14 protein-coding genes are annotated in these 13980 nt (G+C 70.1%); 5 read left to right on the top strand and 9 right to left on the bottom strand.

Annotated elements, in window-relative coordinates; translation table 11 throughout:
- Nucleotides 1-3: 3 nt before the first annotated feature.
- Entirely contained in the window at nucleotides 4-657 is a 654-nt protein-coding gene (locus AWQ71_RS08005; protein WP_067129159.1) for an ATP-binding cassette domain-containing protein, read from the bottom strand.
- Nucleotides 658-796: 139 nt separating this feature from the next.
- Nucleotides 797-2137 (bottom strand): M20/M25/M40 family metallo-hydrolase, encoded by a 1341-nt coding sequence (locus tag AWQ71_RS08000; RefSeq protein ID WP_067129157.1) that lies wholly within the window; start codon nucleotides 2135-2137, stop codon nucleotides 797-799.
- Between the two features lie 246 nt (nucleotides 2138-2383).
- Between AWQ71_RS08000 and AWQ71_RS07995 the strand changes: the two genes are divergently transcribed.
- Complete coding sequence (locus AWQ71_RS07995) at nucleotides 2384-3766, top strand: aspartate aminotransferase family protein (RefSeq protein WP_067129154.1); 1383 nt, start codon at nucleotides 2384-2386, stop codon at nucleotides 3764-3766.
- A 29-nt stretch (nucleotides 3767-3795) separates the two neighbouring features.
- Complete coding sequence (gene ald / locus AWQ71_RS07990; RefSeq protein WP_067129151.1) at nucleotides 3796-4911, top strand: alanine dehydrogenase; 1116 nt, start codon at nucleotides 3796-3798, stop codon at nucleotides 4909-4911.
- A gap of 51 nt (nucleotides 4912-4962) precedes the next feature.
- Here ald and AWQ71_RS07985 read toward each other — a convergent pair whose 3' ends face one another.
- Both AWQ71_RS07985 and AWQ71_RS07980 read right to left on the bottom strand, forming a co-directional pair.
- Entirely contained in the window at nucleotides 4963-5253 is a 291-nt protein-coding gene (locus AWQ71_RS07985) for a hypothetical protein (RefSeq protein ID WP_067129148.1), read from the bottom strand.
- 2 nt (nucleotides 5254-5255) lie between these two features.
- A complete protein-coding gene (locus tag AWQ71_RS07980) occupies nucleotides 5256-5456 on the bottom strand; it encodes a hypothetical protein (protein ID WP_067129145.1) in 201 nt (66 codons plus the stop codon).
- A gap of 373 nt (nucleotides 5457-5829) precedes the next feature.
- Here AWQ71_RS07980 and AWQ71_RS07975 point away from each other — a divergent pair, with 373 nt between their 5' ends.
- Nucleotides 5830-6456, top strand: a complete 627-nt coding sequence (locus tag AWQ71_RS07975; protein WP_067129142.1) for a hypothetical protein — start codon at nucleotides 5830-5832, stop codon at nucleotides 6454-6456.
- Between the two features lie 143 nt (nucleotides 6457-6599).
- Here the strand turns inward: AWQ71_RS07975 and AWQ71_RS07970 are convergent, their stop codons facing one another.
- The 4 genes from AWQ71_RS07970 to AWQ71_RS07955 all read right to left on the bottom strand — a co-directional run bounded on the left by AWQ71_RS07970 (nucleotide 6600) and on the right by AWQ71_RS07955 (nucleotide 9623).
- Nucleotides 6600-7247: a phosphatase PAP2 family protein gene (locus AWQ71_RS07970; RefSeq protein ID WP_084258692.1), complete on the bottom strand. Its 648-nt coding sequence runs from the start codon at nucleotides 7245-7247 to the stop codon at nucleotides 6600-6602.
- A 157-nt stretch (nucleotides 7248-7404) separates the two neighbouring features.
- Nucleotides 7405-8067: a response regulator gene (locus AWQ71_RS07965; protein WP_067129138.1), complete on the bottom strand. Its 663-nt coding sequence runs from the start codon at nucleotides 8065-8067 to the stop codon at nucleotides 7405-7407.
- Entirely contained in the window at nucleotides 8064-9191 is a 1128-nt protein-coding gene (locus AWQ71_RS07960) for a sensor histidine kinase (RefSeq protein ID WP_067130281.1), read from the bottom strand. The genes AWQ71_RS07965 and AWQ71_RS07960 overlap by 4 nt, the downstream gene beginning before the upstream one ends.
- 93 nt (nucleotides 9192-9284) lie before the next feature.
- On the bottom strand, nucleotides 9285-9623 hold the full coding sequence (locus AWQ71_RS07955; RefSeq protein ID WP_067129136.1) for a winged helix-turn-helix transcriptional regulator: 339 nt from the start codon (nucleotides 9621-9623) through the stop codon (nucleotides 9285-9287).
- 210 nt (nucleotides 9624-9833) lie between these two features.
- On the opposite strand from AWQ71_RS07955, the gene AWQ71_RS07950 reads away from it, so the two are divergent.
- Nucleotides 9834-10415 (top strand): NADPH-dependent FMN reductase, encoded by a 582-nt coding sequence (locus AWQ71_RS07950; RefSeq protein ID WP_067129132.1) that lies wholly within the window; start codon nucleotides 9834-9836, stop codon nucleotides 10413-10415.
- Between the two features lie 142 nt (nucleotides 10416-10557).
- A complete protein-coding gene (locus AWQ71_RS07945; RefSeq protein WP_067129130.1) occupies nucleotides 10558-12441 on the top strand; it encodes a gamma-glutamyltransferase family protein in 1884 nt (627 codons plus the stop codon).
- A gap of 6 nt (nucleotides 12442-12447) precedes the next feature.
- Here AWQ71_RS07945 and AWQ71_RS07940 read toward each other — a convergent pair whose 3' ends face one another.
- On the bottom strand, nucleotides 12448-13887 hold the full coding sequence (locus tag AWQ71_RS07940; protein WP_067129127.1) for a flavin-containing monooxygenase: 1440 nt from the start codon (nucleotides 13885-13887) through the stop codon (nucleotides 12448-12450).
- Nucleotides 13888-13980 lie beyond the last annotated feature (93 nt).

Below are 13980 nucleotides of genomic sequence, written 5' to 3'. Positions count from 1 at the left end.
TCCTCACGAAAGTTCTGTGACGGTGTCGGCGTGGCGCCCGGCGAGGGCCGGGCCGGTGCAGGAGGCGACGACGGTGAGGCCGGCGCTGGAGAGGTCGCGCAGGGTCCGCCAGAGCTCGTCGCCGCGTTCCTCGGGGAGCCCGAGGTCGAGGTCGTCGACCAGGAGCAGGCCCGGCCGGTCGAGCAGGGCGAGCGCGATCCCGAGACGGACCGCCTGGTCGCGGGTCAGCGCCCGGACCAGGGCGCGCTCGCCGCCGGGCAGGGCGGACAGGTCGAGCCCGGCCTCCGCGAGCGCCTCCTCGGCGGAGCGGGTGAGCCGCCTGCGCCACGGCGGGCCCCACGGCCCGAGCCGCTCGTGCAGGTGCTCGCGTACGGACAGCGCGCCGTCGAGGTCGTTCACGTCGGAGATCAGGCCGAGCGCGGCGATCCGCTGGATGCGCCGGATCGCGCTCTGCCCGCCGACGGACAGCGAGCCGGAGGAGGGTTTCATCCGCCCGGCGAGGGTCAGCAGGAGCGCGGTCCGCCCGCTGCCCGCCGCCCCCACGACGGCGGTCAGGCTGCCCGGTTCCGCCGTGAGGGACACGCCGGAGTAGACCGGCCCGTGCTCGCCCTTCAGCGTGAGGTCCTTCGCCACGACCTCGACACCCGGGAACACCACGGTCCTGCCTCCTCGCGAATCGATCTATTGAACTGACCAGTCAGTACAAATCGGGACTCATCATACGCCCACACGAAAAACGGCCGTGCGGCCCCCGGGGATGGAGACCGCACGGCCGTATTGCGTGCGGGAAGCGCCGTCAGGCGCCGTAGCTCGCCAGGAAGAGCGCCTCGGTGGCGATGACCTTGCGCAGCTCGTCGACGACCAGCCGCTCGTTCGGGGCGTGGATCGACGCCTCGCCGTCCTCGGCGCCGTACAGCAGGATCTCGGCCTCGGGGAACAGCCCGGCCAGCTTGGCGACCAGCGGGATCGAGCCGCCCTGGCCAACGTCCCGCGGCGGACGGCCGAAGGCCCGCTCCATCGCCGTGCTGACGGCGGCCCGCGCCCGGCCGCCGCCGCCGGCCAGGAAGCCGGAGCCGGTGACGAGGTCGTCGAACGTCACCTCGGCGCCCCACGGCGCGACCTTCTGGAGGAAGCCGGTCACGTCGTCGAGCGCGGCCTTCGGGTCGCCGCTGGGCGGGATCCGGACCGTGACCCGGGCCCGCGCCGTCGGCTGCACCGCGTTGACGGCGCCCGACACGGTCGGCACGTCCAACCCGGTGACCGTGATCGCGTACGACGCGCAGAGGCGGTCGGCCAGCGAGCCGGAACCGACCAGCGAGACGCCGTCGAGCACGCCCGCCGTGGCGCGGAACTCCTCCTCGGTCTCGTCCGAGTCGCCCTCGAACGTGCCCTGCGGCAGGCCGGGGACGCGTACGTCGCCCCGCTCGTCGTGCAGCGCGGACAGCATCCGCATGAGGGCGGTGAGGGCGTCCGGGGCGGCGCCGCCGAACGCGCCGCTGTGCACGGCCTCGCGCAGGGTGCGCACTTCCACGGTGAAGGCGGCCATCCCGCGCAGCGTCGTCGTCAGGGCCGGGTCGCCCACGCGCGGGTTGCCGCAGTCGGCGACCACGATCGCGTCGGCCCGGACCAGCTCGGGGTTGGCCTCGACGAAGTCCTCCAGGCGCTCCCCGGCGTACTCCTCCTGGCCCTCGACGATGACCTTGACGCCGACCGGGAAGTCACCCCCGAACGCGCGCAGTGCCGCCACGTGCGCGATCACACCGCTCTTGTCGTCGGCGGTGCCCCTGCCGTACAGCGCGCCGTCGATCAGCGTCGGCTCGAACGGCGGGGTACGCCACAGGGCGAGGTCGCCCGCCGGCTGCACGTCGTAGTGCGCGTACAGCAGCACAGTGGGCGCGCCGGGCGGGGCGGGCGCCTCCGCGTACACGGCGGGGAAGCTGCCCTCGACCGGGATCTGACGCACGTGCGGCAGGCCCGCCTCGCGCAGCAGCTCCTCGGTCAGCGCCGCGGCGGCGAGCACCGGCTCGTCGGGGTGGCCGGGGAACGCCACGGACGGGATGGCGGCGAGTCGCGTGAGATCCTCCACGGCCCGCGGCATGCCGGCCTCGACGGCGCTCTCGATCTCTTCAGGTGTCATGCGGTCCCCTCTCCGACCCCTTTGTCGGCTGTGTCTAGTGCGCTTCATTGCACCACACCGCCGATGTGGGTCAGAGGTGAGCAAGGTCGGGCTTGTCCGGTAATGGCATCACGGATTTCGTTGTGCTTACATGGCGATGTCACGGATTTCGAGGTTCATGCACATTGCGGCCACGTAATCACTTGGCTTTTGTCGCTTCTACATGCAGACTGAAGCGAGCACCAGATCACCCTAGGGAAGGTTGCGATGACGGACCCCGACGTTCTCAAGGCCGCACAGGACAACCTGTGGATGCACTTCACCCGGCACAGCGCGTACCAGGACGCCGAAGTGCCGATGATCGTCAAGGGTGAGGGCGCGTATGTCTACGACATCCACGGCCGGCGCTACCTTGACGGCTTGGCCGGACTCTTCGTCGTCCAGGTCGGACACGGCCGCGAGGAGCTCGCGGAGGCGGCGGCGAAGCAGGCGCGCGACCTGGCGTTCTTCCCGCTGTGGTCCTACGCCCACCCGAAGGCCGCCGAGCTGGCGCACCGGATCGCCGAGCTGACCCCGGGCGACCTCAACCGCGTCTTCTTCACCACCGGCGGCGGCGAGGCCGTCGAGTCCGCGTGGAAGCTGGCCAAGCAGTACTTCAAGATTCAGGGCAAGCCGCTGAAGACCAAGGTCGTCAGCCGCGCCATCGCCTACCACGGCACCCCGCAGGGCGCGCTGTCCATCACCGGCATCCCCGCGCTCAAGCAGGTTTTCGAGCCCCTCGTGCCCGGCGCCATCAAGGTGCCGAACACCAACATCTACCGCGCCGACGAGATCACCGGTTTCCCCGGCTCGGACAAGGACCCCGAGGCGTTCGGCCGCTGGGCCGCCGAAGAGGTCGGCCGGGCCATCGAGATGGAGGGCCCCGACACCGTCGCCGCCGTCTTCGTCGAGCCGGTCCAGAACGCCGGCGGCTGCTTCCCGCCGCCGCCCGGATACTTCCGCCGCCTGCGCGAGATCTGCGACCAGTACGACGTGCTCCTCGTCTCCGACGAGGTCATCTGCGCCTTCGGTCGACTCGGCACGATGTTCGGCGGCCAGAAGTTCGACTACGTGCCCGACATCATCACCTGCGCCAAGGGCCTGACCAGCGGCTACGCCCCGATCGGCGCGATGATCGCCTCCGAGCGGCTGTTCGAGCCGTTCAAGAACGGCACCGAGACGTTCGCGCACGGATACACCTTCGGCGGCCACCCGGTCGCCTCGGCGGTCGCCCTGGCCAACCTCGACATCTTCGAGCGCGAGGACCTGCTCGGCCACGTCACCGCCAACGAGCCGGTCTTCCGCGCCACGCTGGAGAAGCTGCTCGACCTGCCGATCGTCGGCGACGTCCGCGGCTCGGGCTACTTCTACGGAATCGAGCTCGTCAAGGACAAGTCGACCAAGGAGACGTTCAACGAGGACGAGTCCGAGCGGCTGCTGCGCGGCTTCCTCTCCAAGGCCCTTTACGACGCGGGCCTCTACTGCCGTGCCGACGACCGCGGCGACCCGGTGGTGCAGCTCGCGCCGCCCCTGATCTGTGGCCCGAAGGAGTTCGACGAGATCGAGGGGATCCTCCGCTCGGTGCTCACGGAGGCTTGGGCCCGGCTATGAAACCGTGACCCTATGAAGGGAACCAGCGCATGAAAATCGGAGTGCCTGCCGAGGTCAAGAACCACGAGTACCGCGTCGCCGCCACCCCCGCGGGAGTTCACGAACTCATCCGCCACGGCCACGACGTTCTCGTACAGCGTGGTGCCGGCCTCGGCTCGCACATCACCGACGAGGAATACCTCGCCGCCGGAGCAAAGATCATCGACACCGCCGACGTCGTCTGGGGCGAGTCGGAGATGATCCTCAAGGTCAAGGAACCGGTCGCGGAGGAGTACCACCGCCTCCGCGAGGACCAGGTGCTCTTCACCTACCTCCACCTCGCCGCCTCCCGCCCCTGCACCGACGCGTTGCTCTCCGCCAAGACGACGGCCATCGCGTACGAGACGGTGCAGGTCGGGAACGGCCTGCCGCTGCTCGCGCCGATGTCGGAGGTGGCGGGGCGGCTCGCCCCGCAAGTCGGCGCGTACTACCTGATGCGGTTCAACGGCGGGCGGGGCGTCCTGCCCGGCGGCGTCCCCGGTGTCTCGCCGGCGAAGGTCGTCGTCATCGGCGGCGGCGTCTCCGGTCTCAACGCCGCCCAGATCGCCGTGGGCATGGGCGCCGACGTGACCGTGCTCGACATCAGCATCGACCGGCTCCGCTTCATCGACGCCATCTACCAGGGCCATCTCAAGACCGTCGTGTCCAGCGCGTACGCGATCCAGCGGGCGGTGCTGGACGCCGACCTCGTCATCGGCGCCGTCCTCATCCCGGGAGCCAAGGCGCCGACGCTCGTGTCCAACGACCTCGTCTCCCGGATGAAGCCGGGATCGGTGCTCGTGGACATCGCCATCGACCAGGGCGGCTGCTTCGAGGACTCCCGTCCCACCACACACGCCGAGCCGACATTCCCGGTCCACCAGTCCGTCTTCTACTGCGTGGCCAACATGCCCGGCTCGGTGGCGAACACCTCGACGTACGCCCTGACCAACGCCACGCTGCCCTACGCCGTCAAGCTCGCCGATCTCGGCTGGCGCGAGGCGCTGCGCGGCGACCCCGCCCTCCAGTTCGGACTCAACGCTCACGCCGGCCGGATCACCAGCGAACCGGTGGCGGTGGCGCACGGCCTGCCGCTCACCCGGGTCGCGGAAGTACTCGCCACCTGATCCACGCCTGATCGCCCGTCGCGCGGTGTCTCGGGGGACACCGCGCATGGATCAGATGAAGCGGATGAACCCGCCGTACATCCCCATGCCGCACGCGTAGCGCAGGTCGCCCGTCCCGCGCGGCGGCAGTCGTCCGGTGAGGAACGCTCCCACCGCCGCCGTGTTGGCCCCGGCCTCGGTCGTCGTTCCGGTGGAGGGCCCGGCGCGCGCGGACGGCCCGGAGCGCGTACCGGTCGGCCTGACCAGGCCGACGAGCAAACCCCCCTGGACCGCCGCGCACGAGGCGGTGCCCGCCGCGAGCCCCGCCGCGAGCCCGCTCGCGAAGAGGGCGGCCGGGCCCACGCTCAGGTGACGAGCGCCAGATCGTCCAGGCTGCCGTTCCTCGCGGCCTCGACGATCGAGCCGAACTGGTCGAGGCTCATCTCCACCCGCTGTCCGAAGTCGTCGGTGATCACGACCTGGCGCTCCGGGGGCGCGGAGGAGTCGACGAAGAGCTCGGGGCAGCCGCAGTCGCAGTTGCCGCAAAAGCGTGCGATTGACCTCACATGGTCCTCCCTGGGCTTTGGCCTACTCGCGCAACCTAACGTCGCCGACCCCTGACGACCAGTAACATTTGGGTGGCTTCGTCAGGACATCACCCCGACCGCCCGCGACGCCGGTCGCCCCCTGGCGAGCCAGGGCGACGCGTCCGAGGCGAGGAACAGCGTCGCGGTCGCCCACGTCGTCCGGCGTGCAGAGGTGACGCAGCGGGTGCATCCCCGGAGCGGAGCGTTCCCGCCTACCGTTCCGGTGGCGTTTCTCCCCCCGCTCCCGCCGTACTCCCGTAGTCGAACGTCTTGTCGCACAGAGTTACATAATCTGACCATGTGTGACTTCGCGCAGCTCTAGGCTGGTGCTCCCCATTCCCAAAGGAGCACGATGAGTCGCCTTGCCGCCTTCCTCGACGAGGCCGATGTGGAACCGGCGCAAAGCAGACAGGGCATCTATGTTGTCGCGGCGGCCGTGGTGGAAAACGCTGAGGCGAACCTGCTGAGGGCCTTCCTTCGATCGCTGGTTCAACCTGAGGACATCGACCCCAAGCATGGGTTCGGCAGGTTGCACGTGTCCAGGATCAAGGACAAGCAGCGCAAGGCGCGGATCGTGGCGACCCTTGGGATGCTGCGCGGAGTCACCTTCTGGCTGGGAAGTTGTACCGGATATCGGGATCCCAAGGAGCGCGAGCACGTCCGCCGACTCGTTCTCGACGACCTGCTGCCGTGGTTGGTCAAGGCGGGAGCCGAGCAGATCACCATCGAACAGCGGGAGGATGCCGCCCTCCGTGCGGCCGATATGCGGACGATCGCGCACCTGCGGTCTGCCGGTCACCTTACGGACGTTGCCGTACATCAGGCGCCGCCGTCCGCGGATCCACTGCTGTGGGTGGCCGACGCGTGCGCAGCGGCTTGGCGGCGTGCCTTCGTGGAGGAAAAGAGCAACTGGTCGAGCTGGTACGAGACGCACACGACGCTCGTCGATGTCGCGTACGAGAAGCGAAAAGGCCGCTGAAAAGCGCCGAGCCGGGCTCCCGGCTGTGCGGGGGTTCCCGGCTCCACGTCTTCCGTGTCCCGTTGGGACCGGCTCGATACAAGGGTCACGGATCGGTGGCGGGATGTCAACCGAAAGTGAGGGAGCAGCGGGGGAGGCGGCGCTCATCGCCTGTGAGCCGGGGCTGACCGACTCGTCCGCGTGTCGGTGAGCAGGACGCGCAGGGCGGCCGTGCGCCTGGCCCATCCGGCCAGCGACGTCACCGGCACCGCCAGGACCAGCATGATCAGGGGAGCGGCGATCGCGCCCAGGAGCATGCCCGCGAGGACGTCGTGCGGGAAGTGGACGCCGACGAAGACCCGGGAGAACGCGCCCAGCACGGCCAGGATCGCCACGTACGGCAGGGTGCGGCGCCAGGCGACGACCAGGGCGGCCGCGGCTCCGGCGACGAGCGTCGAGTGGTTGCTCGGCAGCGACCAGTCCCCCAGCGGAGGGCACTGCGCGATGGTGACGACGCCGGACACGAGCCGGCAGGGACGGTCCTCCTGGATGAACGTCTTGATCACCTCGCTGCCCACGTAGGCCGCCACCATCGCCACGGGCGCGAGCAACGCCAGGGCCATCGTGCGGTCGTCCCGCTTCCTGGCCCGCCACCACGCGCCCAGGAAGAGCGCGGCGAAGACGAAGAGCACCGCGTCCGTGCCGACCTCGACGAACGTCTGGAACCAATGGGGGGTTTGTCCGGCGAAATCCACGACGTCCCGGTACAGCTCCACGCTGACGTCGGGGATGTCGTCCAACTTCGGATCCATACTGTTCTCCGTGCCGTAACCGATCGTTAACTGATCACAGGACAGTACGGCCATTCGCGAGTGCATGCGTTCATCCGAGGTCGCGGATCGGGGTTGACCTTGTCAATCCGCGCGAGTTCCGGTCGTTCCGGATCTGCCGCGACGGTGTCGCCGGATGTCAGAGCCAGCCGGGCCGGACCAGGCCCGACTCGTACGCGATCACGACGAGCTGGGCGCGGTCGCGGGCGTGGAGCTTCATCATCGTGCGGCTCACGTGGGTCTTCGCGGTCGCCGGGGACATGTACAGCCGGGCCGCGATCTCGTCGTTCGTCATGCCGGTGCCGACCAGGGCGAGGACCTCGCGCTCCCGTTCGGTGAGCACGCCCAGCTCGCGCGCCGTGCCCGGCGACTTCGACCGGGCGGCGTACTCGGAGATGAGGCGGCGGGTCACGCCCGGCGACAGCAGTGCGTCTCCGGAGGCGACCACCCGCACGGCCTGGATCAGCTCGGCGGGCTCGGTGTCCTTGACCAGGAAGCCGCTCGCGCCGTTCCGCAGGGCTTCGAAGACGTACTCGTCGAGCTCGAACGTCGTCAGCATGATGATCCGGGTGGCGTCCAGGGCGGGGTCCGCCCCGATCGTCTTCGTCGCGGTCAGGCCGTCCACGCCGGGCATCCGGATGTCCATCAGCACCACGTCGGGACGCAGCTCGCGCGCGAGGTCCACGGCCTGCGCGCCGTCGCCGGCCTCGCCCACCACGGTCATGCCGTCCTGGGCGTTGAGCAGCGCACGGAACCCGGCCCGGACCAGGGCCTGGTCGTCGGCGAGTACGATCCTGATCACTTGGTCTCCTCGGCGGGTAGGGGGAGGGTGGCGGTCACGCGGAAACCACCCTCGGGGCGCGGACCGGCCGTCAGCGACCCGCCGAGGGTGGCGACCCGCTCGCGCATGCCGGGGATGCCGTTGCCGCCGCCCAGTCCGTGTACGGCTGTCGCCGCGCCCGTGCCGTCGTCCTCGACGATGACGGCCAGCTCGTCCGGGCCGTACGTGACCCGGAGGGCGACCCGGGAGCCGGGCGCGTGCCGGGTGATGTTGGTGAGGGACTCCTGGACGATCCGGTACCCGGCGCGGTTCACCCCCGCGGGCAGCGGCCGGACGTCGCCGTCGATCGTGACCGTCACCGGCAGGCCGCTGTTCTCGACCAGCTCGTCCAGCCGGTCCATCCCGGCGGTGGGGGAGCGCGGCGCGCCGTCCCGCAGGAGGCTCAGCACGCCGCGCATCTCGGTCAGCACGTCCTTGGACGCCTGCTTGATCGTGGCGAGGGCGGTGCGCGCCTGCTCGGGGTGGTCGTCGATCAGGTGCAGCGCGGTGGACGCCTGGACGTGGATCAGCGAGATGTTGTGCGCGAGGACGTCGTGCAGTTCCTGGGCCATGCTGAGCCGTTCCTCGCTGGCCTGGCGCCTGGTCTCCTCGGCGGCGACGCGTTTCGCCTCGATCAGCCGCTCGCGCCGGGCCCGGGTGAACTCGGCGACGGTGAGGGTGAGCAGCAGGAACGCCGCGACCGCGGTGTGGTGGAACCAGCCCTGCGGCACCGGGATCAGCCAGGTGGCGTACGCGACGAAGAAGAGGTAGGTGACCCCGGAGGAGAGCCAGGCGGCCCGGCGGTGTCCGGAGATGACCGCCCAGAAGATCAAGATGATCGGGCTGATGAACACGTAGCCGTACGCGAAGTCCAGCAGCAGGTAGTCCCAGGTCGCGGCCAGCGTGACCCACAGCGCGACAACCGGCCACCTGCGGCGGACCGCGAGGGCGATCGGCCCGACCAGCAGGAGCAGGCACCCCCGCCAGTCCAGTGGTTCCCGGCCCAGCCTCTCGCTGACGAGCTGGAACTGCTGCACGTGGTACGTGCCGACGACCTGGGCGACGGCCACGGCGGGCGGCAGGGCCAACCGTGCGATTCGCGACATTCGGAAGCGGGCGAGCACACGTGCACGGTAGCCAGTACTGCTGACGAGTTCATCCTCCCGGTGCGGGACCGGCCACTACGCCGACGGGAGTATCTACGCCTCGCCGGCGGCTCCGGAGGGTCGGATCCATTTGCCGGACCAGTCGACCAGGGCCTTGATGACGGGTTCGAGCTCCAGGCCCTTGTCGGTGAGGTGGTACTCCACGCGGACGGGGGAGCTGGGGATGACCCGCCGTTCGATGATCCCCTCGCCTTCGAGGCGGCGTAGCCGCTGGGCGAGCATGGTGTCGCTCACCCCGTCGATGAACTCCTTGATCTCGGCGTACCTGTGCCGCCCGGCGAAGACGGCCTGGATGATCGCGCCTGACCAGCGGGCCCCGATGAGCTCGACGGCGACGTGGAACCTGGAACAGGTCAAGTGCGCCTCGGTCATGTCCTCCCCAACTGTCCCGATCTCCCGGAAGTTCCCCGGTTCCCCTCTGGAGTTCCGCGGTTCGCGTTCCGGTCTGATGATCGCTCGGCGCTCCCACGCTGTCGAGTCTGTTCCACTCTCGCCCGTGCGACGCTCCCCATGATAAGGAATTCTTAGTTGCTACGCTATGTTGAGTAGTCAAACGTCCGTTATGTTCCCTTAAGGAGCATTATGTCCAAGCCGATTCTGCAGATCATCGTGGCGAGCACCCGTCCCGGACGGGTCGGCCTCCCGGTGGCGGAGTGGTTCCGCGACCGCGCCGTCGCCTATGGCGCCTTTGAGGTCGAGATCGTGGACCTCGCCGAGGTGGACCTGCCGTTCATGAACGAGCCGCACCACCCCCGGCTCCGCCAGTACGTCCACCAGCACACCAAGGAGTGGAGCACGACGGTCGAGCGCGCCGACGCGTACGTGTTCGTGACCCCTGAGTACAACCACAGCTTCAACGCCGTGCTCAAGAACGCCCTCGACTACCTGCACGGTGAGTGGCAGTACAAGCCGGCCGGGTTCGTGAGCTACGGCGGCGTGTCCGCCGGCACCCGGGCCGTGCAGATGCTCAAGCAGGTCGTCTCCGGGCTGAAGATGCTGCCGGTCGTCGAGGCGGTGACCATCCCGTTCGTCCGCGAGTTCGTGGACGAGGACGGGCGTGTGCGGCCCAATGACGTCATGAACCAGGCCGCCGACGCGATGCTCGCCGAGATCGCCAGGGCCGCCCCGGCCCTCGGGCACCTGCGCGGCCCCGAGGGCCGGTGATCCCGTAGCGGATCGCAGAGGACCACGGGCCGGGAGGGCGGTCGTTCCCCCCGGTCCGGGCCGGGGCCCCGGCCCGACGCGGACCCGCCATGGCGCATTCTGACCCTCTCGGTCATGCTGGAGTGATCTACGGAGGTCACCCATGCGCATCACGGCACGCCGCGGCGCCCTCGCGCCGCTCACCCTCGCCCTCGCCACCTCTGTCACTTCCCTCACCGGCCTCGTCGCCCCGCCCGCCCAGGCGACGCCGGAAGCGGTCCGCACGTACGCGGCACCAGGCTGGGCGACCGGGAAAGTCCCGGTCGCCGAGGGGTACGGCGGCGCGGTCGCCACCGTCGATCTGGACGCCAGCAAGGCCGCGTTGAAGATCCTCAAACAGGGCGGCAACGCCATGGACGCCGCCGTCGCGGCGGCGGCCACGCTCGGCGTGACCGAGCCCTACTCGGCGGGCCTCGCCGGCGGCGGCTTCCTCGTCTACTACGACGCCCGGCGCAAAACCGTGTCCACGATCGACGGCAGGGAGACCGCGCCCCGGGCCATGACGGCCACCGCGTTCGAAGGCATCCCGTTCGCCGAGGCGGTGACCAGCGGGCTCTCGGCCGGCGTGCCCGGCAGCGTCGCGCAGTGGGATCTCGCGCTGCGCCGGTTCGGCACGCTCCCGCTCAGCCGCGCCCTGCAGCCCGCGATCGAGGTCGCCGCGCGCGGGTTCGTCATCGACCAGACGTTTCACGACCAGACGGCCGACAACGCCGACCGGTTCAAGGACTTCCCCTCCACCGCCCGGATCTACCTGCCCGGAGGGCGCCCACCCGCCGTCGGGTCCGTCCTGCGCAACCCCGACCTCGCCGCGACGTACCGTGAGCTGGGCCGGCGCGGCCCCTCCTGGCTGTACGGCGGGGTGCTCGGCGCGGAGATCGTCGCCACGGTGAAGCGCCCGCCGGTCACGCCGGGCTCGACCCGCGTGGTGCGGCCCGGCCTGATGGAGCTCTCCGACCTGCGCGCCTATCGTGCGGTCGAGCGCCCGCCCACACACGTCACGGTCAACGGGCTCGACGTGTACGGCATGGCGCCCCCGTCCTCGGGCGGCTCCACGGTCGGCGAGGCGCTCGGCATCCTGGCCGCGACGGGGGAGACCGCCACCGCCCCGCTGCACGCGTACCTGGAGGCGTCGCGGCTGGCGTTCGCCGACCGGAACGCGTTCGTCGGCGACCCCGCGTACGTGAACGTGCCGCTGGACGAGCTGCTGTCGGAGGGGTTCGCCAAGGAGCGGGCCTGCCTCATCGGCCCGGCCGCGCTGCCGGACCCGGCCCCGCCCGGCTCGCCCGACGGGACGTACGGCCCCTGCCCGGCGGCGTCCCCGGCGCAGGACGACGGAGCCGCGGACAAGGGGGCACAGGAGAAGGGTGTTCAGGACAAGGTCGTTGAGGACACGGGCGTTCAGGGGGAGAAGCCCGAGGGGCCGGAGACCACGCACCTCGTCGTGACCGACCGGTGGGGCGACGTCGTCGCGTACAACATCACCATCGAGCAGACCGGCGGCAACGGCATCGTGGTGCCCGGGCGCGGGTTCCTGCTGAACAACCAGCTGACCGACTTCACGTTCGGCCCGGCTCCCGGTGACCCCAACCTGCCCGCTCCCGGCAAGCGGCCCCGCTCGTCGATGGCCCCCACAATCGTGTTCAAAGACGGCAAACCGCTGCTCGCGGTCGGCTCGCCGGGCGGCGCCACGATCATCACGACCGTGCTTCAGATCCTCGTCAACCGGTTCGACCTCGGGATGTCCCTGCCGGAGGCGGTCGCCGCGCCCCGGGCCTCGCAGCGCAACATTGCCGCGACCCAGGCCGAGCCCGCCTTCGTCGAGCGCTACGGTCCGGAGCTGACCGCGCGGGGCCACGCGTTCACCACGACACCCGAGATCGGGGCCGCCACCGGGCTGGAGTTCCTGGGCGGCGGCCGGGTCCAGGCGGTCGCGGAGCCGGTGCGCCGCGGTGGCGGCAGCGCCCTGGTGCTCTCACCGAATCCCTAGAAGGGCTCAGCGGAGCAGCTCGTAGGCGCCGGGACGCATCCGGCGGGTGCGGGTCCAGTACTCGAAGCTGAATCCGGGCCAGACGGCGCGGTTCCTGCCGTGCTCGTCCAGGTACCAGCTCGTGCACCCGCCGTCGGACCAGACCAGCCGGTCCAGCCGCCGCTGGAGGCGGTCGTTGTACGCCCGCTGGACCTCGGGCCGTACGTCGATCGCCTTGGCCCCGGTCCTGGACAGCAGCCGGAGGCAGTCCATGACGTACCGGACCTGGGACTCGATCATGAAGACGACCGAGTTGTGGCCGAGTCCGGTGTTGGGGCCGAGCAGGAAGAACAGGTTCGGGAAGCCGGAGGCGGTGATGCCGAGGTAGGCCTCGACGCCGTTCTGCCAGGCTTCCTGGATCTTCCTGCCGTTCCTTCCGATGATCCGCTGCTCGTTCAGCGCGTCGGCGACCTTGAAGCCGGTGCCGTAGACGATCACATCGACCTCGTGCTCGCGGCCGGTCGCGTCGACGATCGAGCGGTCCCGGATCTCGGTGACGGCGTCCGTGACGAGTTCGACGTTGTCCCTGGTCAGCGTGGGATAGAAGTCGTCGGACAGCAGGATGCGCTTGCAGCCGATCGTGTAGTCGGGGGTCAGCTTGGCGCGGAGCGCGGGGTCGGCCACCTGGCGGGCGAGATGCCGTTCGGCCAGGCGCCGGTGGGCCCGCATCAGCCGGGGGTCGATCGTGAAGCCGAGCGCGCGCGATTCCAGCAGCCAGTAGATCGCGTTCCGGGCCGTACGCGCGGCTCCGGGCAGCCGGAGGACCCGCTTCGCGCGCTCGGAGAACACGATGTTCGGTTTGGGGTGGATCCATGGCGGCGTGCGCTGGAACAGCCGCAGCTCGGCCGCCACCTCGGCGACCCGGGGGATGAACTGGATCGCCGACGCGCCGGTCCCGATCACCGCCACCCGTTTCCCGGCCAGATCGACGGAGTGGTCCCACTGGGCCGAGTGGAAGGCGGGACCGGCGAACTTTCCGGGGATGCCGGGAAACGACGGTACGTGCAGCGCCCCGATCCCGGAGACGACCGCGTTGGCCGTGAACGGCTCACCCGTGCTCGTGGAGACCTGCCACACGTTGCGGTCGTCGTCGTACTCCAGCCCGGTGACCTCGACGCCGAGCCGCAGATGCGGTGTCAGGCCGTACTTCTCGGCGCAGTCGCGCAGGTATGCCCAGATCTCCTCCTGCGGAGAGAACATCCGGGACCAGCCGGGGTTCAGCTCGAACGAGAACGAGTACATCGGCGACGGCACGTCGCAGGCGCATCCCGGATAGGTGTTGTCCCGCCAGGTCCCGCCGAGGTCGGCGGCCTTCTCCAGGATCACGAAGTCGTGGTAGCCCGCTTCCTTGAGCTTGATCGCCATGCACAGCCCCGCGAAGCCCGCCCCGATGATCGCGATCCCCATGCGGCCCCCTCGGCGTGCCGGCAAAGCGCTCCTATTGGAACAATTGTCCAATTTAACGCGAAGGGAGCATCCGGTCCAGGGAGCGTACGGCCG

It is taken from the genome of Microtetraspora malaysiensis (assembly GCF_001528665.1).
GTDB classification, from domain to species: domain Bacteria; phylum Actinomycetota; class Actinomycetes; order Streptosporangiales; family Streptosporangiaceae; genus Microtetraspora_A; species Microtetraspora_A malaysiensis.
The sequence above is the reverse complement of the archived record's forward strand: the minus strand, read 5'-3'. Positions and strand labels throughout refer to the sequence as shown.

Excerpts from the sequence above, each read along its gene's own strand:
- AWQ71_RS08000 (WP_067129157.1), bottom strand. The coding sequence starts at position 2,137 with ATGACACCTGAAGAGATCGAGAGCGCCGTCGAGGCCGGCATGCCGCGG.
- AWQ71_RS07995 (WP_067129154.1), top strand. The coding sequence starts at position 2,384 with ATGACGGACCCCGACGTTCTCAAGGCCGCACAGGACAACCTGTGGATG.
- ald (WP_067129151.1), top strand. The coding sequence starts at position 3,796 with ATGAAAATCGGAGTGCCTGCCGAGGTCAAGAACCACGAGTACCGCGTC.
- AWQ71_RS07975 (WP_067129142.1), top strand. The coding sequence starts at position 5,830 with ATGAGTCGCCTTGCCGCCTTCCTCGACGAGGCCGATGTGGAACCGGCG.
- AWQ71_RS07970 (WP_084258692.1), bottom strand. The coding sequence starts at position 7,247 with ATGGATCCGAAGTTGGACGACATCCCCGACGTCAGCGTGGAGCTGTAC.
- AWQ71_RS07960 (WP_067130281.1), bottom strand. The coding sequence starts at position 9,191 with ATGTCGCGAATCGCACGGTTGGCCCTGCCGCCCGCCGTGGCCGTCGCC.
- AWQ71_RS07955 (WP_067129136.1), bottom strand. The coding sequence starts at position 9,623 with ATGACCGAGGCGCACTTGACCTGTTCCAGGTTCCACGTCGCCGTCGAG.
- AWQ71_RS07950 (WP_067129132.1), top strand. The coding sequence starts at position 9,834 with ATGTCCAAGCCGATTCTGCAGATCATCGTGGCGAGCACCCGTCCCGGA.
- AWQ71_RS07945 (WP_067129130.1), top strand. The coding sequence starts at position 10,558 with ATGCGCATCACGGCACGCCGCGGCGCCCTCGCGCCGCTCACCCTCGCC.
- AWQ71_RS07940 (WP_067129127.1), bottom strand. The coding sequence starts at position 13,887 with ATGGGGATCGCGATCATCGGGGCGGGCTTCGCGGGGCTGTGCATGGCG.